Here is a 20,559-nt window from a genome sequence, read left to right as displayed (position 1 = left end):
CTGTGCGGGCGGGCGGTCCGGGGTGAGAATGGGGGCATGACCGAGCACAGCACCGCGGGGGCGTACGTCACGCCGGGTACCGAGTTCGTCCGGGACCAGCGCTACCTGACCACCCGGATCACGGTCGGCGGCGAGGACGGCTGGCCGGTCGAACCGGGCCGGTACCGGCTGGTGGTCTCCCGGGCGTGTCCGTGGGCGAACCGGGCGATCATCGTGCGCCGGTTGCTCGGCCTGGAGGACGCGATCTCGATGGGGGTGTGCGGCCCGACCCACGACGCACGCTCCTGGACCTTCGACCTCGACCCCGGTGGCGTCGACCCGGTGCTGGGCATCCCCCGGTTGCAGGACGCCTACTTCAAGCGGGACCCGCAGTACCCGCGCGGCATCACGGTCCCGGCGATCGTGGACGTGCCCACCGGCCAGGTGGTGACCAACGACTACGCCCAGCTGACCCTCGACCTGTCCACCCAGTGGCGGGCCTACCACCGGCCGGGCGCCCCGGACCTGTACCCCGCGCCGCTGCGGGACGAGATCGACCAGGTCGCCCGGGCGGTGTTCACCGACGTGAACAACGGGGTGTACCGGTGCGGCTTCGCCGGCTCGCAGGAGTCCTACGACCGGGCGTACAAGCGGCTGTTCTCCCGGCTGGACTGGCTGAGCGAGCGCCTGGCCGGGCAGCGCTACCTGGTCGGCGACACGATCACCGAGGCGGATGTCCGGCTGTTCACCACGCTGGTCCGCTTCGACGCGGTGTACCACGGGCACTTCAAGTGCAATCGGTCGAAGCTGACCGAGATGCCGGTGCTGTGGGCCTACGCCCGGGACTTGTTCCAGACCCCGGGCTTCGGCGACACGATCGACTTCGACCACATCAAGCGGCACTACTACGTGGTGCACGAGGACATCAATCCGACCCGGATCGTGCCGGCCGGCCCGGACCTGAGCGGCTGGCTGACGCCGCACGGCCGGGAGGCGCTGGGCGGGCGGCCGTTCGGCGACGGCACCCCGCCCGGGCCGGTCCGCGACGGCGAGCAGGTCGACCCGGCGCACACCGCCGCGGCGATGCGGGGCTGAGCCTCAGGCCGCGGCGCGCACCCGGACCACGTTGCGCCACGGGTCGGTGAAGGTGACGGTGGCCCCGTCGTCCTGGACGCCGACCCCGTGGTGGCCGAGCCGTTCCCGCAGCGCGCCGATGTCGTCGCTGCCGGGCACCACCAGGGTGACCTCGCCCAGCCCGAGCGAGGAGGCCCGCGGTCCGGCACCGGCCGAGTTCCAGGTGTTCACCGCCAGGTGGTGGTGGTACCCGCCGGCGGAGACGAACAGCGCGCCGTGCCACTCGGCGGTCACGTCGAAGCCGAGCGCGTCCACGTAGAACGACCGGGCGCTGGGCACGTCGCCGACCTGCAGGTGCACGTGCCCGACCACCGGGCGGCCGATGCCGGGGCGGCCCAGGCTCGCGTCGTCCCCGTGCCGGCGGATGAAGTCGTTCGGGTCCAGCAGCAGCGAGTCCATCACCACGTGCCCGTCGGCGTCGTACTGCCAGGTGTCGCGGCCGCGGTCCCAGTACAGCTCGACGCCGTTGCCCTCGGGGTCGGTGAGGTAGAACGCCTCGGAAACCAGGTGGTCGGCGCTGCCGATGTAGGTCTGCGGCGCGCGGGCGGCGACCGAGGCCAGGGTCGCGGCCAGCGCCTCCCGGGTGTCGAACAGGATCGCGGTGTGGAACAGCCCGGCCTGCGAGCGCTGGGTGGGCGGCAGGTCCGGGGTGTGCCGCAGCACCATCAGTGCGCTGCTGCCCCGGCCCAGGACGACCACGTCTGGGCGGCCCACCCTGTCGATCCGCTCGTCCGGGCGCTCGACCACGGTCAGGCCGAGCACGTCGCGGTAGTAGCGCAGCTGCAGGTCGAGGTCGCCGACCAGAAGGGTGACCGGGCCCATGGCGGTGTCGGCGGCCAGGCGGTCCTGCGGGGTGGAGGTGGTCATGCCTCCACTGTAGTTGAGTGTTCAACCATTGACCAGAGGCCGGCGCATCGGCACCACCGTCCCGGTCGCCCGGCCGTCGTCGTCCAGGACATGACCCAGGTGCTTGGCGATCCGCACCACCACCGACCGGTCGGCGATCACCGCCCCCGGCAGCGCCCGGGACAGCGCCACCTCGAAGGACTGCACGTCCTGCACGCTGCGCAGCCAGACCGCGAGCACCAGGTTGTAGCGACTGGCGCACAGCGCGGCCAACCGGATCTCCGGCACCTGGGCCAGCGTCACCCGGGCCTGCGCCATCACCGGGGCCGGCACCTGCAGGAAGTACCAGGTGTACACCGGCCAGTCCGACAGATCCCGCGCCAGGTCGGTGCGCAGGTAGAGCTGCCCGTCGGTGCGCAGGGTGGCGATCGCGTCCGTCACCCGCTGGGCGGAGAACCCGCTGCGCCCGGCGATCGCCACCGCGCTCGCCCGGCCGTCCACCGCCAGCTCCTGCCGGATCACCTCGAACAACTCCGGTGCCACGGTGCGGGCGGCCCGACTGCGCGGCGGCCGGAACCGCGGGATCCGGGCCACCTCGGCCGGCGACAACTCCCGCAGCCGCCAGCGCCGGGCGTCCAGCAGCCGCTCGGTGATCAGGTGGGTGTGCGCGGCCCGGATCCCGCGCAGCCGCGCCATCGGCCCGAGCACGTAGTCCGCGACCTGGCGCTGGGTGTCGGCCAGCACCGTGACCAGCAGGTCCCGGCCGCCGACGGTGTAGTCGATGGTCACCACCTCCGGCTCGGCGGTCAGGGCCCGGACGGTGGCGTGCAGATCACCCGGGGCACACTCGATCTCGATCAGCGCACCCCCGCCCCGGTCGGCCTGGTCCGTCATCCCGGTGACCCAGGCGATGCCCGCCGCGCGCAGCCGCGACCAGCGCCGGGACAGGTTGGCCGGGTCGGCGCCGACCACCGGGGCCAGTTCGGTCCAGCTCGCCCGCGGTTCGACCTGGAGGGCGTGCAGGATCCGCATGTCGACCTGATCCGGCTGATATCCGTGCGCCATCGGCCCGCCTTCCGCAGAATCCGTGCGAGTTCACCCGTGTGAAGTCAAACACAGTCCACTGTGTCGCCATGACGCTCTCCCTCGACGACGCCACCGAGCGGGTCACCGCCACCCTGGACCGGCACCGCGAGCGCCTGCTCGCCCTCAGCCACGCCCTGCACGAGGACCCGGAACTCGCCTACCAGGAGCACCGGTCCGCCGCGCGGGTCGCCGCCGTGCTGGCCGAGGCCGGCTTCGCCACCGAGGTCGGGGTGTACGGCCTGGACACCGCCGTCGAGGCGGTGACCGGCACCGGCGACCTGACCGTCACGCTGTGCGCCGAATACGACGCACTGCCGGGGATCGGCCACGCCTGCGGGCACAACATCATCGCCACCGCCGCGGTCGGTGCCGCCCTGGCGCTGGCCCCGCTGGCCGACGCCGCCGGGCTGCGGGTGACCCTGCTCGGCACCCCCGCCGAGGAGCACGGCGGCGGCAAGGTCGACCTGCTGCTGGCCGGCGCCTGGGAGGACGCCGCGATGTCCCTGATGGTGCACGGCATGTCCGGGGTGGACGCCCCCAGCGGTGCCTTCGCCGCCCAGGCGGTTCAGCGGGTCCGGATCACCTTCACCGGCCGGGCCTCGCACGCCGCCGCCGCACCCGAGCACGGGATCAACGCCGGTGCCGCCGCCACGCTGGCCCTGACCGGCATCGGCCTGCTGCGCCAACACCTGCCCGCCGGGACCAGCGTGAACGCCTTCGTCGAACACGGCGGTGACGTCACCAACATCATCCCCGCGCACGCGGAGGTGCAGCTGGAGGTGCGGGCCGGCGACGTGGACGTGTGGCGCGAGACCTACCGCCGGGTGCTGGCCTGCTTCGAGGGCGCGGCGATCGCCACCGGGTGCAGCTGGACCGTGGAGAGCACCGAACACCCCTACGCGCCGCTGGCCTCCGACCCGGACCTGAGCCGGTTCTGGGATGCCGCCCTCACCGACCTGGGCCGCACCATCGACGGGTCCGGCGGGCTGCGCGGCGGCTCCACCGACATGGGCAACGTGTCCCAGGTGGTGCCCTCGATCCACCCCACCATCGCCATCCTCGGCACCACCGCCGCCCCGCACACCCCGGACTTCGCCGCCGCGGCCCGCACCCCGGCCGGCGACCGGGCCGCCCTGGACGGTGCCGCCGCCCTGGCCCGCACCGTGCTGGCCGCCGCCCTCGACCCGCAGGTCCGCGCGGACCTGCTGCGCCGCCGGGCCGAACGCCCCGCCGGCGCCACCCGCAGCACCCTGCACGCCTGACCAGCACACCTCAGCCGCCTCCCCGCCCGCCGCCGCGAGAGATGAGAGACGCCATGACCAGCCTCGTGCACGACCCTGCCCCGACCGCCCTGCGCTACACCTGGCGCTCGCCCCGGCTCTGGGTGGTCGTCACCCTGATGATCGTGATCGCCGGGACCGCGCAGTTCCTCGGCAAGTGGACGATCTCGGTCGGCAGCTTCGCCGACATCGCGGTGCTGCCGCTGGTCTTCGGCCTGCTGATCGGCGGGGCGATCAGTGCCCAGCCCTGGCGGCGGTTCCCGCTCGACCTGCAGTCGACCGCCTCCACGGTGATGGGGGTGGCGGTGCTGCTGCTGATCGCCCGGCTGTCGTTCACGATGGGCCCGAACATCCGGATGCTGTTCAACGCCGGCCCGGCGCTGCTGCTGCAGGAGGTCGGGCACCTGTTCGGCACCCTGGCGCTCGCCCTGCCGCTGGCCGTGCTGCTGCGGATGGGACCGGCCACCGTCGGCGCCACGTTCTCCATCGACCGGGAGGGCGCCTTCGCGATGGTCAGCGAGCGCTACGGGCCGGACTCGCCGCAGTACCGCGGGGTGCTGTCGATGTACGCCTTCGGCACCCTGTTCGGGGCGATCGTGATCACGGTGGTCGCCTCGGTAATGTCCGCGCTGAACGTCTTCGACCCGCGGGCGCTGGCGATGGGCTCCGGGGTGGGCTCCGGGTCGATGATGGCCGCCGCCTCCGGTGCCGTCGCCACCGCGCACCCGGAGCTGGCCGACGACGTGCTGGCCCTGGCGGCGACCTCCAACGTGATCACCAGCCTGCTCGGGGTGTACGTCGGGATGTACGTGGCGCTGCCGCTGGCCGAGAAGTACTACCAGCTGCTCACCCGTCGCCAGCAGCTGCGCGCACCCGCCGCCACCGCCCCGGCACCTGCCGTGGTCACCGCCCCGCCGGTCGGCATCGCCACCTGGACCGTGCTGACCGTGCTGGTGCTGGCCGGCTTCCTGGTGAACGCGGTCGCCCCGCGCAGCCTGGCGCTGCACCTGGACTGGCGGGCGCTGGCCGGGTTCCTGGTGCTGGCCGCCCTGGTCGCGATCGGGCTGTCGCTGTCCCGGCTGACCCGGGGCAAGGTGGGCGCGATGTTCCTGGTCATCACGCTCGGCGCCCTGATCTCCACCCCCTGGTCGCCGATCCAGGAGCCGCTGCTGGACCTGGTCAACCGGGTGGATTTCCTGGGCGTTTGTACCCTGGTGCTGAGCACCGCGGGCCTGAGCCTGGGCAAGGATCTCCCGATGCTCAAGGCGATCGGGTGGAAGATCATCCCGGTCGGCCTGGTCTCGATCACCTCCGCCTACCTGCTGGCCTCGACCGTGGCTCAGCTGGCCCTCACCATCTGGAACTAGGAGCACCGTGAGCGGCGTCTACGTCTCCGCGCTGGAACTGTTCTCCATCGGCATCGGCCCGTCGAGTTCGCACACCGTCGGCCCGATGCGCGCGGCCCGCGCCTTCGTCGACGAGTTGCGCGAGCACGACCTGCTCGGGCACGTCGACCGGTTGCACATCCGGCTGCACGGGTCGCTGGCCGCCACCGGCATCGGGCACGGCACCCCGGATGCAGTGCTGGCCGGGCTGCGCGGGATGACCCCGGAGACCTGCGACCCCGCGCTGGTGCACGGACGCTGGGCGGACCTGTCCGCCGGGGGGTCGATCGACGTCGAGGGCATCCCGGTCACCGCCGCGGACGTGGCCTTCGAGCCCTTCGCCCGCGACCTCGGACACCCGAACGCGCTCACCCTGGCCGCCACCCGCGGCGAGGACGAGCTGTGGGCCAGCTGCTACCTGTCGATCGGCGGCGGCTTCATCCTGCGCGCGGGCTCCCGTCCGCCGGAGCCGACCCCGGTGCCCTCCAGCTACCGCACCGCCACCGAACTGCTGGCCGCGGTCGGCGAGGGCCGGATCGCCGACGTCGCCTGGGCCGACGAGGTCGCGCTGCACGGCGAGGCGGAGGCCGCCCGCGGGCTGGACGCGATCTGGGCCGCGATGAGCGCCTGCGTGGCCGCCGGGGTGAGCGCCGACGGGGTGCTGCCCGGTGGCCTGCGGGTCCGCCGCCGGGCTGCCGCCGCCCAGCGCGCCCTGGACGAGCGGGCCGCCCGGGGCGAGCGGGTCGCCGCCGAGGAGCGGCTGGCGGTGTGGGCGATGGCGATCAACGAGGAGAACGCCGCCGGCGGCCGGGTGGTCACCGCCCCCACCAACGGCGCGGCCGGGGTGCTGCCCGCGGTGCTGCACTACCTGGTGGCCGAACACGGCGCCGGCCGGGACGACGTGCACACCTTCCTGCTCACCGCCGCCGCGATCGGTTCGATCGTCAAGGCGAACGCCTCGATCTCCGGCGCCGAGGCCGGCTGCCAGGGCGAGGTCGGGTCGGCCTGCGCGATGGCCGCGGCCGGCACCACCGCGGTGCTCGGTGGCACGCCCCGCCAGGTGGAGAACGCCGCCGAGATCGCGATGGAGCACCACCTGGGCCTGACCTGCGACCCGGTCGGTGGGCTGGTGCAGATCCCGTGCATCGAGCGCAATGCGGTGGCCGCGGCGACCGCGCTGACCGCCGCCCGGATCGCCCTGCTCGGCGACGGGCAGCACGTGGTCAGCCTGGACACCGTGATCGAGACCATGCGGCAGACCGGGGCGGACATGTCCTCCCGGTACAAGGAGACCAGCGAGGCCGGCCTGGCGGTGAACGTCGTCGAGTGCTGAGGCTCAGCGCTGCAGGTCGTTGTGCCCGAAGCCGGTGAGGAACCGCGGGCCGGTGGCGGCCAGCTCCCGCGCGAAGTCGTCCGCCCAGCCGCGGTAGGGCCGGCCGGCCAGGCCGTCGTTGGCGAACCGCGGGTCGTCGGTCACCTCGGTGACGCAGAACGACGGGATCTGCAGATCGGTCACCGGGCCGGACCGCTCGCACTCGGCGATCACCAGCGGGGCGTTCGCGCCACCGAAGACGTCGATCACCCAGCCGTCCTGGCCCAGCCAGGTGGCGTAGCGGTTCTTCACCAGGCGCTCGCCGCCGCGCCGGATCATCTCGATCCCGACCGTGACGTCGATCTCCCGCTCGGCCTCGTACCGGGTGCCGGCGTTCATCGGGCCCTTGAGGCTGACCGCGCAGAAGTCGAACCGGTCGCCGACCTGCTCCAGCACGTCCAGCGGGTCCACCTCCGGCCCGAGCGGTAGCCGCAGCGCGTCGGCCTGCACCCGCAGGCGCAGCGCATAGCCGTCGGCGGCCAGGAAGTAGCTCTGCACGATCAGCACCGGGTCCGGCTCGCTCAGCAGCTCGGCGGGCAGCTCGCGCACGAAGAACCGCCGCTCGAATTCGAAGTCCCCGTAGCCGGTGTCACTCACGTCGGTCCCTCCCCCGGTCGCCCGCGGCCAACCTACGCGGTGGCCAGGTCCATCACCAGCACCCGGCCCCAGTCGTGGCGGGAGAAGGTGCGGAAGCCGACCCGGTCGTAGAACGCGATCGCGGCGGTGTTGGTCTCGGCCACCCCCAGGTGCAGCCCCGGTACCCCGCGGCTGCGCAGCTCGGCGGCGACGGTCTCGATCAGCCGGCGGCCCATCCCCTGGCCCTGGGTGCGCGGCAGCAGGTCGATGTGCATGTGCGCCGGGTAACGGTCCACCACCTCGGCCCGCGGCGTCTGACCGTCGTGGATGGTCCGGATCGCGCGCAGGTCGTCCTCGGTCCCGGTGCCCGGCAGCGGATAGCGCTCACGCAGCTCCGGCCACCAGTGCTCCTCCTGCCAGGCGGCGAAGGCGGTGGAGTCGGCGGTGGCGACCAGGTAGCCCGCCACACCCTGCTCGTCCCGGACCACCCAGCTCAGCCCCGGGTCGGCGGCGGGGTACGCGGCGGCGTACAGGTGCCCGAGCAGATCCGGGTCGCGGTACCGGTCGGTGGCGTCCTGACCGGCGTGACCGGTGAGCAGGCAGACCCGGTACAGCCCCGGCAGGTCCGGGCGGGCGAAACGGCGCAGTTCCATGCTCCGGACCCTATCGGCGGGCCCGGTGCACCAGCAGCACCCCACCGAGCACCAGCGCGCCGCCGACCAGCTGCGCCGCACCGATCCGGTAGCCGAGCACCGCGTTGATCGCCACGGTGAACACGGTGATCAGGTTCATGTACACCCCGGCGGTGCCCGCTGCCCGCTCCGGAAGCCGGCGCAGGCCCAGGTTCCACAGCAGGTACGCCCCCAGCGAGGGGAAGACCGCGATGAACAGCAGCGCCATGGTGCCCGACCCGGTGCGGGGCCAGTGCACCTGGCCGGCGAGCGCGAACGGGGCCATCACCACTGCGGACAGCACCGCCTGGATCGCGGTGGCGGTGATCGGTGGCACGCTGCCCGCATTCGACCGGCCGATCACGGTGTAGATGCTCCAGACCGTGATCGCGCCCAGCATCAGCAGGTCGCCCAGGTTGACGTGCAGCGACAGCAGCGTCTCGATCCGGCCCCGGGTCAGCACCACCAGCACCCCGGCCAGGCCGAGCAGCATCCCGGCCACCGCCTGGCGGGACGGCGCCGAGCGGGCCAGTGCGGCGGCCAGCAGCGCGATCAGTGCCGGGTTCAGCGCGTTCACCAGCGAGGCGTTCACGCTGCTGGTGTGCTGCAACGCCGAGTACACCAGCAGCGCGTAGCCGATCATCCCGACCACGGCCAGCATCAGCTGCCGCCGCCAGGTCCGCAGCGCCGCCCGCCAGTCCGGCCGCTCCACCAGCTGGGCGATCACCACCAGCGGCAGCGCCGCGATCGCCCAGCGCAGCGCGGTCAGTGACACCGGGCTGAGCTCCCGGACCGCGGCCGCACCGACCACGTAGTTGCCGGCCCAGAACAGCGTCGCCCCGGTCAGGCAGCCGGCGACGACCAGCCCCCGGGCCCGCTCGGTCATGCGGTGAACCGGCAGCCCCGCTCCGGGGTACGGGCGTGCTCGATCCGGGCGACCATCTCCGCCGACATCGCCGGCAGCTCGTCCAGGTGGAACCAGCGGGCCTCGGAGTTCTCCCCGTCGCCGGGGCCCGGTTCACCGGACAGCCAGCGGAACCGGAATGTCAGGTCCAGGTACTGCGACCGGTCGCCGTTGGTGTAGGTCATCGGCGGCAGAGTGTGCACCCAGACCAGGGCCTCGGCCTCGGCGACCACCTCGGTCTCCTCCAGCACCTCCCGGGCACCGGCGATCGCGGGCTCCTCGCCCGGGTCGATGATGCCGGTGGTCGGCGTCCACTGGCCGTTGTCGGCGCGCTTGACCAGCAGCACCTGTTCCCGGCCGGTCGGGCTGAGCTCGGCGGGGCGGAACACCACCGCGCTCACCCCCGGCATCCACAGCAGGTCGTGACCGATCTTCTCCCGCAGGGACAGCACGAACGGAGGGGTAGGCATGGGACGACTCTAGGACCCGCGCGCCCGCTCCCGGCCGCCCTGAGTGCCCGGCCGCTGAGTGTCCGGCGCCGAGGGCGCAGTTCGCGGTGGTCTCAGGGCGGCCCGGCCACCGGCAACTGCGCCCTCGACGCGGCGGGCTCCGGGTCAGGGCTCGAAGGGCACCGGGCGGATCACCTGGCCGGGGGTGAGCTCGTCGACGATCCCGGTGTAGGGGCCGGCGATCGCGCCCACCCAGGACTGCCAGGGGTGCAGCGGCAGGTCCTCGCGCATCAGGTGCACTTCGCCCTGATAGCGCCCGGCGGCGGGCAGGTCGATCTGCAGGCTCCCCCTCGGCCGCAGATCGCCGTTCCGCCGCCGGGCCGGCACCCCGTCCCCCCGGGTGCCCTCCAGGCGGAAGGACGACCGGGCGCCGTCGATCCGCAGTCGGCGCGGCCCCGCCACCAGGTCCCGCACCGCCGGGTCCAGCCCGGTCAGCGGCACGGTCACCTCACCGGTGCGCTGGTGGTGCTCGATCCAGTCCAGGTGGTCCTCCGCGACCACGCCCTCCGCGCAGACCACCGTGCTGTCCGGGCTGAGCCGGCGCAGTTCCAGGTAGTTGCGCCAGACCGTGCGGTGCCGCTGGTGCTCCAGGGTCGGCAGCCCCTCCCCGATCGGCGGGCGGAACGTGACCTCGCCGGGCAGGAAGACGAACAGCGGCAGCCCGCGGTCCCGGAACAGCCGGTCCTGACGCAGGTAGTGGTCCAGCGCCAGGCCGGTCTCCGGGCGCGGGTAGTAGTTGTGCCAGCCGACCAGCGGCAGCCCGGCCAACGCGGCCAGCTCCGGCTCCTGCACCGTGCTGGCGTTCACCGCGATCCGGCAGCCGGTGCGCTCGGCGATCCGGCGGATGTCGGCCGGGTCGAAGCCGAAGTCGATCCGCAGCACCGCCAGTCCCCAGTCCCGCAGCCGGTCCAGCGCCGCGTCCCCGCCGCCGAGCCGGTCCAGGGTGAGCGGGGAGATGTCGCCGCAGAACTGCAGGCCGTGCTCGCGGTGCAGGTCGTGCAACAGCCCACCCCACTCGGCCAGGCCGTCGCTCTCCGGCAGGTGCAGGGAGGTGAACACCGGCCCGTCCCCACCCCGGCGCAGCACCTGGTCGATCACCGCCGACCGCACCGGGGCCGGGTCGGTCGGGTAGAGCGAGAACAGCATCAGCCCAGCCTCTCGACCATGTGTTCCTTGAACCCGAAGAAGTAGGTCAGCAGGAAGCCCATCACGTAGGAGACCAGCAGGCCACCGACATACCAGAGCCACTGCCCGTTGGAGATCACCGCGGTCATCAGCACGCCGGACAGCCCGAGCGCCCCGGCCCCGAACCCGCCGGACACCTGCATCCCCCAGGCCACGAACGCGCCGCCGAAGCCACCGCCGAGGCAGGCGGTGATCAGCGGGTAGAACAGCGGCAGCGACACACCGTAGATCAGCGGCTCCCCGACCCCCAGCACACCGATCGGCAGCGCGGCCCGGATGATGCCCTTCAGCCGCGGGCTCTTGGTCTTGATGTAGATCGCGATCGCCATCCCGACCTCACCGGCACCGGCCATCGCCAGCACCGGCAGCAGCTCGGTGAACCCGTGGTCGGTGATCAGCTGGGCGTGCAGCGGAGTCAGGCCCTGGTGGATGCCGAGCATGACCAGCGGCAGGAACAGCGAGGCCAGCAGGTAGCCGCCGATGATCCCGCCCTGCTCCAGCGCGAAGTCGATCAGCAGCCAGTTGATCCCCTGCATCAGCAGTGCGGACAGCGGCATCACGATGAACACGCAGGCGGCCGAGCCGACCAGCACCGTGATCACCGGCACCACGAACAGGTCCAGCGACGCGGGCACCCGCTTGCGCACCTGCTTCTCGATCACGGTGAACACCCAGGCGGTGGCGATCACGCCGATGATGCCGCCGAGTGCGGGCTTGAGCTCGCCGAACAGCGGGATGGTCAGGGGCTGCGCCTCGACCCCCTCGGCGGCGACGATGCCCCCCAGCGCCGGCAGGTAGGGCACCGCACCGGCGATCACGCCCAGGATCGGGGTGCCGCCGAACTCCTTGGCGGTGTTGTACCCGACCACCAGGTTGAGCGCGCCGACCACGATGCCGCCCAGCGCCGCGAACGCCAGGTACCAGGCGTTGTTCACCACATCCGGGCTGATCAGCTTCCAGACGTTCGCGATCGCCAAGATCAGGCCGCAGGCGATGAAGCCCGGGATGATCGGGATGAAGATGTTCCCGATGTGCCGGAACAGCGTGTGCACCCGGGTGCGCTGCCGGGCCTTGACCCGTCCCTTGTTCTCGGCCTCCAGTGCGTGCAGGTCGGCAGCGGCGTCCGCGGTGTCCGGGTCGTCGACCTCCGCCGCCGGGGTGAGCTCGCTCTGCGCGGCGAAGGCGTCCCGCAGCCGCTGGGCGTGACCGGGGCCGACGATCACCTGCAACTGCGGACCCTCGACCACGCCGAGCACGCCGGGCAGGGCCTTGATCGCGTCGGCGTCCACCCGGGACTGGTCGACCACGTCGAGCCGGAGCCGGGTCATGCAGTTGGTGAAGGAGGAGATGTTGCCGGACCCGCCCGCCAGGGGCAGCAGCTCGGCGCTGAGCTTCGAGTAGTCCACGGTGCGTCCTCGCAGGGGTCGGTGGGCTGGGATGGGTCAGTTCGGGGTGGTGTCGACGGCGCCGCGGACGAAGCCGTCGGCAGCCGCGAGCCGGTCCCGGGCGGCATCGGCGCTGATGCCGCACAGGATCGCGACGATGGCGGTCTTGGCGTGGTGGTCGGCGGCGGCCAGGGCGGCGCGGGCAGTGTCCTCGTCGCAGTCGGTGGCCTCCCGGACGATCCGCACCGCCCGGGCGAGCAGCTTCTCGTTCGTCGGGCGCAGGTCGACCATGAGGTTGCCGTAGACCTTGCCCAGCCCGACCATCGCCGCGGTGGAGATCATGTTGAGCACCAGCTTCTGGCTGGTGCCCGCCTTGAGCCGGGTGGAGCCGGTCAGCACCTCCGGGCCGTTGTCGAGCTCGATCGCCACCTGCGCGTGCCGGCTGACCTCGGCGCCGGGGTTGCAGGCGATCGACACCGTCGCCGCGCCCACCGCCCGGGCGTGGTCCAGCCCGCCGATCACGTACGGCGTGCGACCGGAGGCCGCGATCCCGACCACCACGTCCCGGTCGGTCAGGCCGAGCTCGGTCAGGTCGCGGACGCCGTCCTGCGCCCGGTCCTCGGCACCCTCGGCGGCGCGGAACATGGCGTCCTGACCACCGGCGAGCAGCCCGACCACCTGGCCCGGATCGGTGCCGAAGGTCGGCGGGCACTCCGCGGCGTCCAGCACCCCCAACCGTCCACTGGTGCCGGCGCCGAGGTAGATCAGCCGGCCGCCGGCGCGCAGGGCCTGCACCACCAGCTCGACCGCTCCGGCGATCTGCGGTATCTGCCGGGCGACGGCGTCCGGGACCCGGGCGTCCTCCGCGTTCATCACCCGTAGCAGCTCCTCGACGGACATCGCGTCGAGCCGGCGGGTGCGCGGGTTCTGCGCCTCGGTGGTGCTGAGTGCGTCGAGGTCTGGCACGTGAACTCCCTTGTCGGCGGTGCGTGAAACATCGTTCCAGCTGATGGGCGCTTGGTCAAACATCGTGTCATCCTGGTGTGCCAGACTTGCCGCGGACCATTCCCGGAGGTGTCATGCCCGACGACGCGCTCGAGGCGATCCGCGCGGCCCTGCCCCGGCTCGGCCCCGCCGAACGCCGGGTCGCCGCCGCCCTGCTGGACGACCCGGAGGCCGCCCTCAGCGCCACCGTCTCCTCGCTCGCCGACCGGGCCGGGGTGTCCCGCGCGTCGGTGGTCCGGGTCGCCAAGACCCTCGGCTTCTCCGGCTTCCCCGCCCTGCGGGTCCGGCTCACCCAGGAGCTCTCCCGCCGCGCGGTCGAACTCGAACGTTCGGACATCGCCGAGGGTCAGCTCAACGCTTCGGACACCCTCGCCGACATGGTGGGCAAGGTCGCCTTCCACGAGGCCCGCACCATCGAGCAGACCGCCCGCACCCTCGACCTGGCCGCCCTGGAACGGGTCGCGCAGCGGGTCGCCGCCGGCCACCACGTCGCGGTGTTCGGGGTCGGCGCCTCCGGCCTGGCTGCCACCGACCTCACCCAGAAACTGCAGCGGATCGGCCTGATGTGCCTGCAGTCCATCGACACCCACGTCCAGCTCACCCACGCCGCGCTCGCCGACCAGGACACCACCGCGATCGCGTTCTCGTTCAGCGGCGGCACCGTCGACGTGCTGCGCACCCTGGAGGTCGCCGGCCGGGCGGGCGCCTACACCGTCGCGGTCACCAACGACCCCGCCTCACCGATCGGCAGCGCCGCCCAGGAGGTGCTGCAGACCCCGGCCCGCGAGGCCACCCTGCGCGCGGCCGCCCTCGCCAGCCGGATGGCCCAGCTCGCCGTGGTCGACTTCCTGTTCATGCGGGTGGCGCAGCTGCGCTACGACAACGTGGACGAGGCGCTGCGGGCGACCCGGGCGGCGGTGGACCCGCAGCACCTGAGGTGGCCGGGGGCGCGGTAGCACCGCGGGGCGCTCGACCGCTCCCCCACCGCGGAGAGGAGCGGCCGAGCGGTCCGGTCAGCTCAGCCGCAGGGTGGTCACGCAGGTCGCGTCCTCATCGCCCACCGTGGACACCCGAGCGGTGCCGGTCCGGCCATCCGCCTCGACGGTCAGCTCGCCCTCGATCCCCCGCGGCAGCCACAGCCCGGTGAAGCCGTTGTCGAAGGTGGTCCAGGTCTCGTCGACCAGCACCTCGCCGTCGTCGGCGACCAGCGTCAGCCGGACCTCGGTGTTCGCCAGTTCGCCGCGGCAGGTGGTCAGGCTGTGGAACCAGCAGTCGTGGGTCTGCTCCCGGTAGGGCGCCACCGACACGTACACCCGGCCGGTCGGCATCGGCAGCTCGGCCGCGGCGGTGTCCTGGTCGCTGAGCAGCAGGACGTCCGGGCGCACCGAGGCCATCAGCCCGGTGGGACGCTGGTCGACCGGGAGGGCGTCCAGCCGGTCGATCACCCCGGCCGCGTCCAGCCCGCCGAGGTCGTATCGGTCCAGCAGGGCGGCGGTGTCGGTGTCGGTGTCGGTGTCGCCGAGCATCGACTGCATCCGCTCGATCTCGGCGGTCTGGTCCTCGACCACCGTCTGGGCGAAGTCGGTCACCTCCGGCACGGTGCCGTCCTCGATCTGGGTCCGGGCCATCTCGACCGCACCCTCGTGGTGCTCGATCATCTGGGTCAGGAACAGCTGGGAGGCCGCCGGACCGTCCGCGGCGTCGAGCGCGGCCAGGTCGTCGTCGGCGACCATCCCGTCGCCGTGGTCCATCCCGGCCATGTCCTGGTCGGCATCATCGACGCCCCAGTCCGCCAGCCAGCCGCGCAGTTGGTCGATCTCCGGCTCCTGGGCGGACTGGATCTCCCGGGCCAGGTCGGCGACCTCCGGGTCGACGTCGTCCTTCGCCAACAGGACGTCGCTCATCTCGATCGCCTGCTCGTGGTGGACGGCCATCATCGACACGAACATCACGTCCGCGTCGGCGGGATCGGTCGTTCCGGCGGAACAGCCCGCCAGGACGAGAGCGGTGGACAGGGCAAGGGCCGCGGGCGCGGCAGCACGCATGGTCATCGGGTACTCCGAACGTGGTGGGTGGGTCGCACCGCGGGCAGCGCGGCGCGATGGTGCGGGGACCACGGTGCGGGTGCACCGGGTCCTGCCACCCCTCAGGTCCGGCTGATGCAGAGCACCGCCAACGACGGTGGTCGCGGCACCGCGATCCGGCCCACCGGCCACCACCCCGCACCGGCACGCGCGGGTGCGCCCCGCAGGAATGCCCGGCCCGGCGCCGGCAGCAGCAGGATCGCCAGCACTAGGATCAGCAGGCAGCCGATCGCCTGCCCGGTGTGCCCCTGCGTCCCGCACCCGATGCACGAGGCGCCGGAGTCGGTCTGCCCCGGCAGCCCCGCGAGCACCGTGGCGACCGGAGCACCGGCCCGGGCGGCGTGCACGGCCGCGGCGGCACGACCGGTGTGATCGGCGCGTCCGGCGGCGGTGTCGAGGGCGAGGGCGGCATGCCCGCTGGCCGCGGCGTGGTCAGCACCGCCAGGGTCCGGCGCGTGCATCGTGAGCAGCCCGACGATCACGGCAACCACCAGCAGTCCACCGGCCAGCAGGCGGCGCAGACCCGTTCCGGGTCGTCTCGCCACCACCGTCGCCACGGGCGCGATCGTACGCCAGGCGGAGCGCTCACCCCCGGTGCTGGACCACCAGCGTCACGAGCATCGCGCCGCCGAACAGCACCAGGAACACCCCGGCGATCCGGGTCAGCCACGGCAGCACCCGCCCCCACCGAGCCAGCGCCCGCCGGGACCCGAGCGCCACCGCCACGAGCACGTCCCAGAGCAGGACGACGCCGACCATCCACGCGCCGTACAGCACCCGGGTCAGCGGCGCGACCGTCCCGACCACGGCCGCCAGGCTGAGGTAGAACAGCGCGTTCTTGGGGTTGAGCAGCCCGGAGGCGAGACCCAGCCCGGCACTGCTGCGCCAGGTCGCCGCCTGCACGCCCTCGGCCCGGCCCAGGTCGGCCACCGGGCTGGACCGCAGGAACGCGACCCCGATCACCATCAGGAACCCACCGCCGGCCGCCTGCACGATCCCGAGCACCAGCGGGTGCGAGATCAGCGACACCCCGCAGAACGCGGCGGTGATGAACAGCGCGTTGGCGGCGGCGATGCCCAGGCACGCGCCGGTGGCATTGCGCCAGCCGTGCGCCAGCGAGGTCCGGGCGATCAGGAAGAAGTCGACGCCGGGGATCAGCAGGGCCAGGAAGTGCGCGGCGGCCACCGCGAGAAACTGCTCCATCTCGCCGCCGAGCATCCCGGCCGGCCACGGTCGCGGTCTTGTACGTTCGGGCGGTCAGCCCCGGTAGGCGCCGGGCGGGGCGGCGACATGCGCCCGGAACACCCGGTGGAAGTGGCTCTGGTCGGTGAACCCGAGCGCGTGCGCGGTCTCGGCGATCGGCCGGCCGGCGCGGAGCATCCGCCGGGCCCGGATCACGCGGGCGTTCTGCCGCCAGGCCAGCGGGGACAGCCCGGTGACGCGGCGCATCGCCCGGACCAGCTGGGATCGCGTCATGCCCACCGACGCGGCGAGGTCGTCGAGCGCCGGGTTGGTCTCCGCGGTTCCGAGCCGGTGCAGGACCGTGGCCAGCCGGTCGAGCAACTCCGGGTCCGCCCGCTCCGGCGCCACATGGGCGGGCGCTGCGGCGTCCAGCGCGGTCGCCACGGCCTGCGTCCGCGTCCGGAGGACCGGGGCGTCCACGTCCGCGGCAATCGCGTCCCCGAGCGCATCGACCAGGGCGGGCAGGTCCGGCCGGCGGAACACCCGCACCCCGTCGAACAGCTCGGTCGCCTCGGGCGCCAGGGCGGCCGCCCAGTCCTGGTCCAGGTGGATCATCTGGTACCGCCAGCGACCGGCCGCGGGGTTGCAGGCGTGCACGTGCCCGGCCGGGATCACGACCACGTCGCCCTCCCCCAGCCGGATCGCGCCGTCGAGCGCACCGGTCAGCACCGTCGCACCGGCCTCGACCAGGCCGATCGACAGGGTGTCGTGGGAGTGCGCCCGGTAGCAGGAGGTGTCCTGGCTGGAGCGCCGGGCCTCCAGGTGGGGCAGCCGCGTGCTGCGCCGGAACTCGGACACCGGCCCTCCCTTCGGCACCGCTGCGGGGGCGGGAACGCCACCCACGCAGAAGGGCCGGTCCGAAGACCGGCCCTTCCGATGTGGGTGGAGCTGAGGGGACTCGAACCCCTGACCCCCTGCATGCCATGCAGGTGCGCTACCAGCTGCGCCACAGCCCCATGAGCCGCGATCCGCAGGGATCTTGCCTCATCACCCGCCGTGCGGGCGTGTACGAGCATAGGTGATCGGCGAGGCAAAACGCCAATCGGCTCCGGTGACCCGGCTCACGCCGGATCGCGGACCTCCTCGTCCAGGGTGGCGGCCTCGGTGTCCGGTCCGGAGTTCCAGTCCGAGGACGCCCAGACCGGCCCGAAGTTCAGCACCTGCACCATCCAGGCCGGGTCGTGGCCACGGCGGGACGGGACCACCTCGGCCCAGTGCGCGTTCGCCATCCCGGACAGGCCGCGCCACTCGGCGGGCAGCCCGAGCAGGCCGGTCAGCCCGGCACCGATCGCGGCGCCGTGCGAGACCACCACCAGCACGTCGTTCCGGCCGAGGTCCGCGGCGTGCGACTCGACTGCCTCGACCACCCGGGACTGGACGGTGGCGCGGGTCTCGGCATTGATGCCCTCCGGGTGCCCCCCGGCCCGCCAGACCTTCTGTTCTTCCGGCCAGCCGGCGTCGATCTCCTCGGCGGTCAGACCCTCCCAGACCCCGAACGAGCGCTCGCGCAGCCGCTGATCGGTCTGGACCGGGATGCCGGTCACGTCGGCCAGGGCCTGGGCGGTGGCGTGGGCGCGGCCGAGGTCGGAGCTGACGATCCGGGCGGGACGGTGCTGGGCGGCCAGTGCCTGCGCGGCGGTGGCGGCCTGCCACAGTCCGACCTCGTCCAGCGGGATGTCCGACTGGCCCTGCAACCGGGCACCGGCGTTCCAGGCGGTGCGCCCGTGCCGCCAGAGCACCACCCGCCCGGCGGTCACCGCGGGTCCTCGGTGCCCTCAGTGCCCTCGGTGCCCTCAGTGCCGTCGTCGTCCGGACCGTGCAGGTCTGCGGGCAGCTCGATCACCGGGCAGTCCTTCCACAGCCGCTCCAGGGCGTAGTACACCCGGTCCTCGGCGTGCTGGACATGTACCACCACGTCGCCGAAGTCCAGCAGCACCCAGCGACCCTCGGAACGGCCCTCGCGGCGCAGCGGCTTGGCGCCGAGCTTGTGCAGCGCCTCCTCGACCGCGTCCACGATGGCGTTCACCTGGCGCTCGTTGGTGCCGGAGGCGATCAGGAAGGCGTCGGTGAGCACCAGCTGCTCGCTGACGTCCAGCGCGATGATCTCCTCCGCCTTCAGGTCGGCGGCGGCGCGGGCGGCCGCGATGGTCAGGTCGATCGCGCGGTCGGATGCCGACACGGGTCTCCTCGGGGTGGATCGGGTGGGTGGATCAGGTCAGTGGACTGGGCAGCAGGTCCGCGGCCAGCGCGAACGCCGGGGCGACATCGCCGGTGGCACCGATGTCGGCGGTCTTGGCGACCAGCACGATCAGGAAGCCGAGCACGAAGAACACCACGATCAGGATGATCCACTGCAACCAGGTGAACGGCAGCGGGCGCCGGATCCGCTCGGGCACCTCGGTGTCGACGGCGGCGACCTCGTCGGTGTTCTCGTCCTTCCCGACGACCGGGATGCTGCCGGTCTCGGCGGGCTCCTGGGCCGGGCCGGGCGGCGGGGCCATCGCCTTGAGCAGCGACCGCCAGTCCGGCACCTCCTCGCCGCCCTGCGACGGGTCGGCCGGGGCGTCGCCGCCGGGCGTCGTGGCCGGGGTGGTGTCCGCGCCGGTGCCCGCCGGGGTCCACGAGGTGGTGGTGGCCGCAGCACCGGATGCGGCGGCACCCGGGGTTCCGGCGGCACCGGGCCCACCACTCGTCCCGGCGGCAGAGGTCCGGCCCCAGGCCGGAGCACCCGAGGCCGGTTGCGCGGTCGATCCCGCGGCCGTACCACCGGGCTGGCCCGCTCGAGCGGCGCCCGCGCCCCAGACGCCTGGGGCCTGGCCCGGGACACCGGCGACGGGCCCGGTACGCCCGGGCGCACCCGGCGCGCTCGTGGCGCCGGTTCCGGGAGCCACCCCGGTCTGCGTACCGCGCGCGGCGGCAGCTCCGGCGTCACCGCCCGCGGCACTGGCCGGTCCCCCGAAGCCTCCCGTGGCACCGGCCGGACCGGCGGCACCCCCGGCAGCCCTGGTCGGTCCTGCTGCGCGTCCTGCGGCGCCGGCCGGTCCAGCGGGCCGTGCCGGCCCACCGGCGCTGCTCGCGGCCCCGGCCGATCCCGCGCCACTCTGCGTACCCGCCGGAGCTCCGGCGGAGGCTCCCGCGGCCGTGCCGCGCCCCCAGACGCCACCGGTCGTGGCTCCGCCCGGTCCCGCGGGACTCCCGGTGGCAGCACCCGGTCCCGTCGCGCCACCCGTGGCAGCACCCGGTCCGGTCGCGCCACCCATGGCAGCACCCGGTCCCATCGCGCCACCCGAGGTAGCGCCCGGCCCGGTCGTGCCCCTGGTGCCGGCACCCGAGCCCGCGACCACGCCCGGTCCTGCCGCGCCGCCCCCGGCCCCGCCCGGTCCCGCCACGCGGCCCGCGGCCCCACCAGGTCCTGCCGCACCACCCGCGGCCCCGCCCGGTCCCGCCGCGCGGCCCGGGGCTCCGGCCGGCGCACCGGCGTCACCCGTGGTCCCGGCGAATCGTCCGGCCTGCGGGGCGCGCTCGGCAGCTGCGCCGCTCGGCGTCCCGGTGGCACGTGCGCCGGGGACCTGTCCGTCGGCGCCGCCGGTCACCGGGTCGGTCGACCGGATCGACCGGCGGGTGCGCGCGGGCGCGTCGGGCTGTATGCCGGGCACCTGGTACGGCGCGCCACCCTGCTCCGCGGTGCGCCCGTCCGGGCCCACGGCGGACACTGGGCCACCCCGCAACGCGCGCCGCGAGGTGCCGCCGGCGGGCCGGGTCGTCGGAGCACCGGCCGCGGCCGCGCCCGTCGTCGTCCCGCCGCCGGGCTGCCCTCGACCGTGACCACGGCCTGCGCGGTGTCGTAGTACGAGGAGGAGAAGTCCAGGTTCTCGGCCCGCTCCGGGCTGATCGACACCTGGTTGATCGCGAAGTC

General features: G+C 73.7%; 22 protein-coding genes and 1 tRNA gene. 5 read left to right on the top strand and 18 right to left on the bottom strand.

Translation table 11 applies throughout. From position 1 onward, the window contains the following. Nucleotides 1-36: 36 nt before the first annotated feature. Complete coding sequence (locus HGA03_RS17630) at nt 37-1,074, top strand: glutathione S-transferase family protein (protein ID WP_168631606.1); 1,038 nt, start codon at nt 37-39, stop codon at nt 1,072-1,074. Nucleotides 1,075-1,077: 3 nt separating this feature from the next. Here the strand turns inward: HGA03_RS17630 and HGA03_RS17625 are convergent, their stop codons facing one another. Both HGA03_RS17625 and HGA03_RS17620 read right to left on the bottom strand, forming a co-directional pair. After that, nucleotides 1,078-1,980 (bottom strand): VOC family protein, encoded by a 903-nt coding sequence (locus HGA03_RS17625; protein ID WP_168631605.1) that lies wholly within the window; start codon nt 1,978-1,980, stop codon nt 1,078-1,080. A 21-nt stretch (nt 1,981-2,001) separates the two neighbouring features. After that, entirely contained in the window at nt 2,002-3,024 is a 1,023-nt protein-coding gene (locus tag HGA03_RS17620) for an Lrp/AsnC family transcriptional regulator (protein ID WP_168631604.1), read from the bottom strand. 68 nt (nt 3,025-3,092) lie between these two features. Here HGA03_RS17620 and HGA03_RS17615 point away from each other — a divergent pair, with 68 nt between their 5' ends. From HGA03_RS17615 to HGA03_RS17605, 3 genes are read left to right on the top strand one after another with little or no spacing between them, the layout of a single operon-like run. Beyond that, complete coding sequence (locus HGA03_RS17615) at nt 3,093-4,307, top strand: M20 family metallopeptidase (protein WP_168631603.1); 1,215 nt, start codon at nt 3,093-3,095, stop codon at nt 4,305-4,307. A 53-nt stretch (nt 4,308-4,360) separates the two neighbouring features. After that, nucleotides 4,361-5,692: a DUF3100 domain-containing protein gene (locus tag HGA03_RS17610; RefSeq protein WP_203767394.1), complete on the top strand. Its 1,332-nt coding sequence runs from the start codon at nt 4,361-4,363 to the stop codon at nt 5,690-5,692. Between the two features lie 7 nt (nt 5,693-5,699). Then, entirely contained in the window at nt 5,700-7,043 is a 1,344-nt protein-coding gene (locus tag HGA03_RS17605) for an L-serine ammonia-lyase (RefSeq protein WP_168631601.1), read from the top strand. Between the two features lie 3 nt (nt 7,044-7,046). Here the strand turns inward: HGA03_RS17605 and HGA03_RS17600 are convergent, their stop codons facing one another. From HGA03_RS17600 to murQ, 7 genes are all read right to left on the bottom strand, one after another. Beyond that, the gene (locus HGA03_RS17600) at nt 7,047-7,679 is read right to left on the bottom strand and encodes a CYTH domain-containing protein (protein ID WP_168631600.1); all 633 of its coding nucleotides are present in this window, start codon (nt 7,677-7,679) and stop codon (nt 7,047-7,049) included. A 32-nt stretch (nt 7,680-7,711) separates the two neighbouring features. Beyond that, nucleotides 7,712-8,311, bottom strand: coding sequence for a GNAT family N-acetyltransferase (locus tag HGA03_RS17595; protein ID WP_168631599.1), 600 nt, complete (start codon nt 8,309-8,311; stop codon nt 7,712-7,714). 10 nt (nt 8,312-8,321) lie between these two features. Then, complete coding sequence (locus tag HGA03_RS17590) at nt 8,322-9,215, bottom strand: DMT family transporter (protein ID WP_168631598.1); 894 nt, start codon at nt 9,213-9,215, stop codon at nt 8,322-8,324. Next, nucleotides 9,212-9,703, bottom strand: a complete 492-nt coding sequence (locus HGA03_RS17585) for an NUDIX hydrolase (RefSeq protein WP_168631597.1) — start codon at nt 9,701-9,703, stop codon at nt 9,212-9,214. Before HGA03_RS17585 ends, HGA03_RS17590 begins: the two co-directional genes overlap by 4 nt. A gap of 144 nt (nt 9,704-9,847) precedes the next feature. Next, nucleotides 9,848-10,888, bottom strand: coding sequence for a MupG family TIM beta-alpha barrel fold protein (locus HGA03_RS17580; RefSeq protein ID WP_168631596.1), 1,041 nt, complete (start codon nt 10,886-10,888; stop codon nt 9,848-9,850). Continuing rightward, nucleotides 10,888-12,333 (bottom strand): PTS transporter subunit EIIC, encoded by a 1,446-nt coding sequence (locus tag HGA03_RS17575; protein WP_168631595.1) that lies wholly within the window; start codon nt 12,331-12,333, stop codon nt 10,888-10,890. The genes HGA03_RS17580 and HGA03_RS17575 overlap by 1 nt, the downstream gene beginning before the upstream one ends. A gap of 36 nt (nt 12,334-12,369) precedes the next feature. Continuing rightward, the gene (murQ, locus tag HGA03_RS17570) at nt 12,370-13,278 is read right to left on the bottom strand and encodes an N-acetylmuramic acid 6-phosphate etherase (protein WP_239073564.1); all 909 of its coding nucleotides are present in this window, start codon (nt 13,276-13,278) and stop codon (nt 12,370-12,372) included. A 113-nt stretch (nt 13,279-13,391) separates the two neighbouring features. On the opposite strand from murQ, the gene HGA03_RS17565 reads away from it, so the two are divergent. Beyond that, on the top strand, nt 13,392-14,273 hold the full coding sequence (locus HGA03_RS17565; protein ID WP_168631593.1) for a MurR/RpiR family transcriptional regulator: 882 nt from the start codon (nt 13,392-13,394) through the stop codon (nt 14,271-14,273). Nucleotides 14,274-14,330: 57 nt separating this feature from the next. Here HGA03_RS17565 and HGA03_RS19670 read toward each other — a convergent pair whose 3' ends face one another. The 9 genes from HGA03_RS19670 to HGA03_RS17520 form a co-directional block, all read right to left on the bottom strand. Further along, a complete protein-coding gene (locus tag HGA03_RS19670) occupies nt 14,331-15,368 on the bottom strand; it encodes a CueP family metal-binding protein (protein WP_308439759.1) in 1,038 nt (345 codons plus the stop codon). Between the two features lie 95 nt (nt 15,369-15,463). After that, nucleotides 15,464-15,958: a DUF6153 family protein gene (locus HGA03_RS17555; RefSeq protein WP_168631592.1), complete on the bottom strand. Its 495-nt coding sequence runs from the start codon at nt 15,956-15,958 to the stop codon at nt 15,464-15,466. Nucleotides 15,959-15,986: 28 nt separating this feature from the next. Next, complete coding sequence (locus HGA03_RS17550; protein WP_168631591.1) at nt 15,987-16,604, bottom strand: LysE family translocator; 618 nt, start codon at nt 16,602-16,604, stop codon at nt 15,987-15,989. Between the two features lie 54 nt (nt 16,605-16,658). After that, entirely contained in the window at nt 16,659-17,441 is a 783-nt protein-coding gene (locus tag HGA03_RS17545) for a helix-turn-helix transcriptional regulator (protein ID WP_168631590.1), read from the bottom strand. 85 nt (nt 17,442-17,526) lie between these two features. Continuing rightward, nucleotides 17,527-17,599 (bottom strand) — tRNA-Ala (locus HGA03_RS17540). A 105-nt stretch (nt 17,600-17,704) separates the two neighbouring features. Continuing rightward, nucleotides 17,705-18,400 carry a histidine phosphatase family protein gene (locus HGA03_RS17535; RefSeq protein ID WP_168631589.1) on the bottom strand — a complete coding sequence of 232 codons (696 nt, stop codon included), beginning with the start codon at nt 18,398-18,400 and terminating at the stop codon, nt 17,705-17,707. Then, entirely contained in the window at nt 18,397-18,822 is a 426-nt protein-coding gene (gene rsfS, locus HGA03_RS17530; RefSeq protein WP_168631588.1) for a ribosome silencing factor, read from the bottom strand. Before rsfS ends, HGA03_RS17535 begins: the two co-directional genes overlap by 4 nt. A gap of 31 nt (nt 18,823-18,853) precedes the next feature. Further along, on the bottom strand, nt 18,854-19,534 hold the full coding sequence (locus tag HGA03_RS17525; RefSeq protein ID WP_168631587.1) for a hypothetical protein: 681 nt from the start codon (nt 19,532-19,534) through the stop codon (nt 18,854-18,856). A gap of 698 nt (nt 19,535-20,232) precedes the next feature. Further along, complete coding sequence (locus HGA03_RS17520; RefSeq protein WP_425591864.1) at nt 20,233-20,550, bottom strand: hypothetical protein; 318 nt, start codon at nt 20,548-20,550, stop codon at nt 20,233-20,235. Nucleotides 20,551-20,559: the final 9 nt, after the last annotated feature.

The organism is Cellulomonas denverensis (genome assembly GCF_012396125.1).
Taxonomy (GTDB): Bacteria; Actinomycetota; Actinomycetes; order Actinomycetales; family Cellulomonadaceae; genus Cellulomonas; species Cellulomonas denverensis.
Note: the sequence above shows the minus strand (reverse complement) of the source record. Positions and strands in the feature narration are given on the sequence as shown.

Bases quoted from the DNA above. Each gene is read 5' to 3' on its own strand.
- HGA03_RS17630 (WP_168631606.1), top strand. From the start codon at position 37: ATGACCGAGCACAGCACCGCGGGGGCGTACGTCACGCCGGGTACCGAG.
- HGA03_RS17625 (WP_168631605.1), bottom strand. From the start codon at position 1,980: ATGACCACCTCCACCCCGCAGGACCGCCTGGCCGCCGACACCGCCATG.
- HGA03_RS17620 (WP_168631604.1), bottom strand. From the start codon at position 3,024: ATGGCGCACGGATATCAGCCGGATCAGGTCGACATGCGGATCCTGCAC.
- HGA03_RS17615 (WP_168631603.1), top strand. From the start codon at position 3,093: ATGACGCTCTCCCTCGACGACGCCACCGAGCGGGTCACCGCCACCCTG.
- HGA03_RS17610 (WP_203767394.1), top strand. From the start codon at position 4,361: ATGACCAGCCTCGTGCACGACCCTGCCCCGACCGCCCTGCGCTACACC.
- HGA03_RS17595 (WP_168631599.1), bottom strand. From the start codon at position 8,311: ATGGAACTGCGCCGTTTCGCCCGCCCGGACCTGCCGGGGCTGTACCGG.
- HGA03_RS17590 (WP_168631598.1), bottom strand. From the start codon at position 9,215: ATGACCGAGCGGGCCCGGGGGCTGGTCGTCGCCGGCTGCCTGACCGGG.
- HGA03_RS17585 (WP_168631597.1), bottom strand. From the start codon at position 9,703: ATGCCTACCCCTCCGTTCGTGCTGTCCCTGCGGGAGAAGATCGGTCAC.
- HGA03_RS17580 (WP_168631596.1), bottom strand. From the start codon at position 10,888: ATGCTGTTCTCGCTCTACCCGACCGACCCGGCCCCGGTGCGGTCGGCG.
- HGA03_RS17565 (WP_168631593.1), top strand. From the start codon at position 13,392: ATGCCCGACGACGCGCTCGAGGCGATCCGCGCGGCCCTGCCCCGGCTC.
- HGA03_RS19670 (WP_308439759.1), bottom strand. From the start codon at position 15,368: ATGACCATGCGTGCTGCCGCGCCCGCGGCCCTTGCCCTGTCCACCGCT.
- HGA03_RS17550 (WP_168631591.1), bottom strand. From the start codon at position 16,604: ATGGAGCAGTTTCTCGCGGTGGCCGCCGCGCACTTCCTGGCCCTGCTG.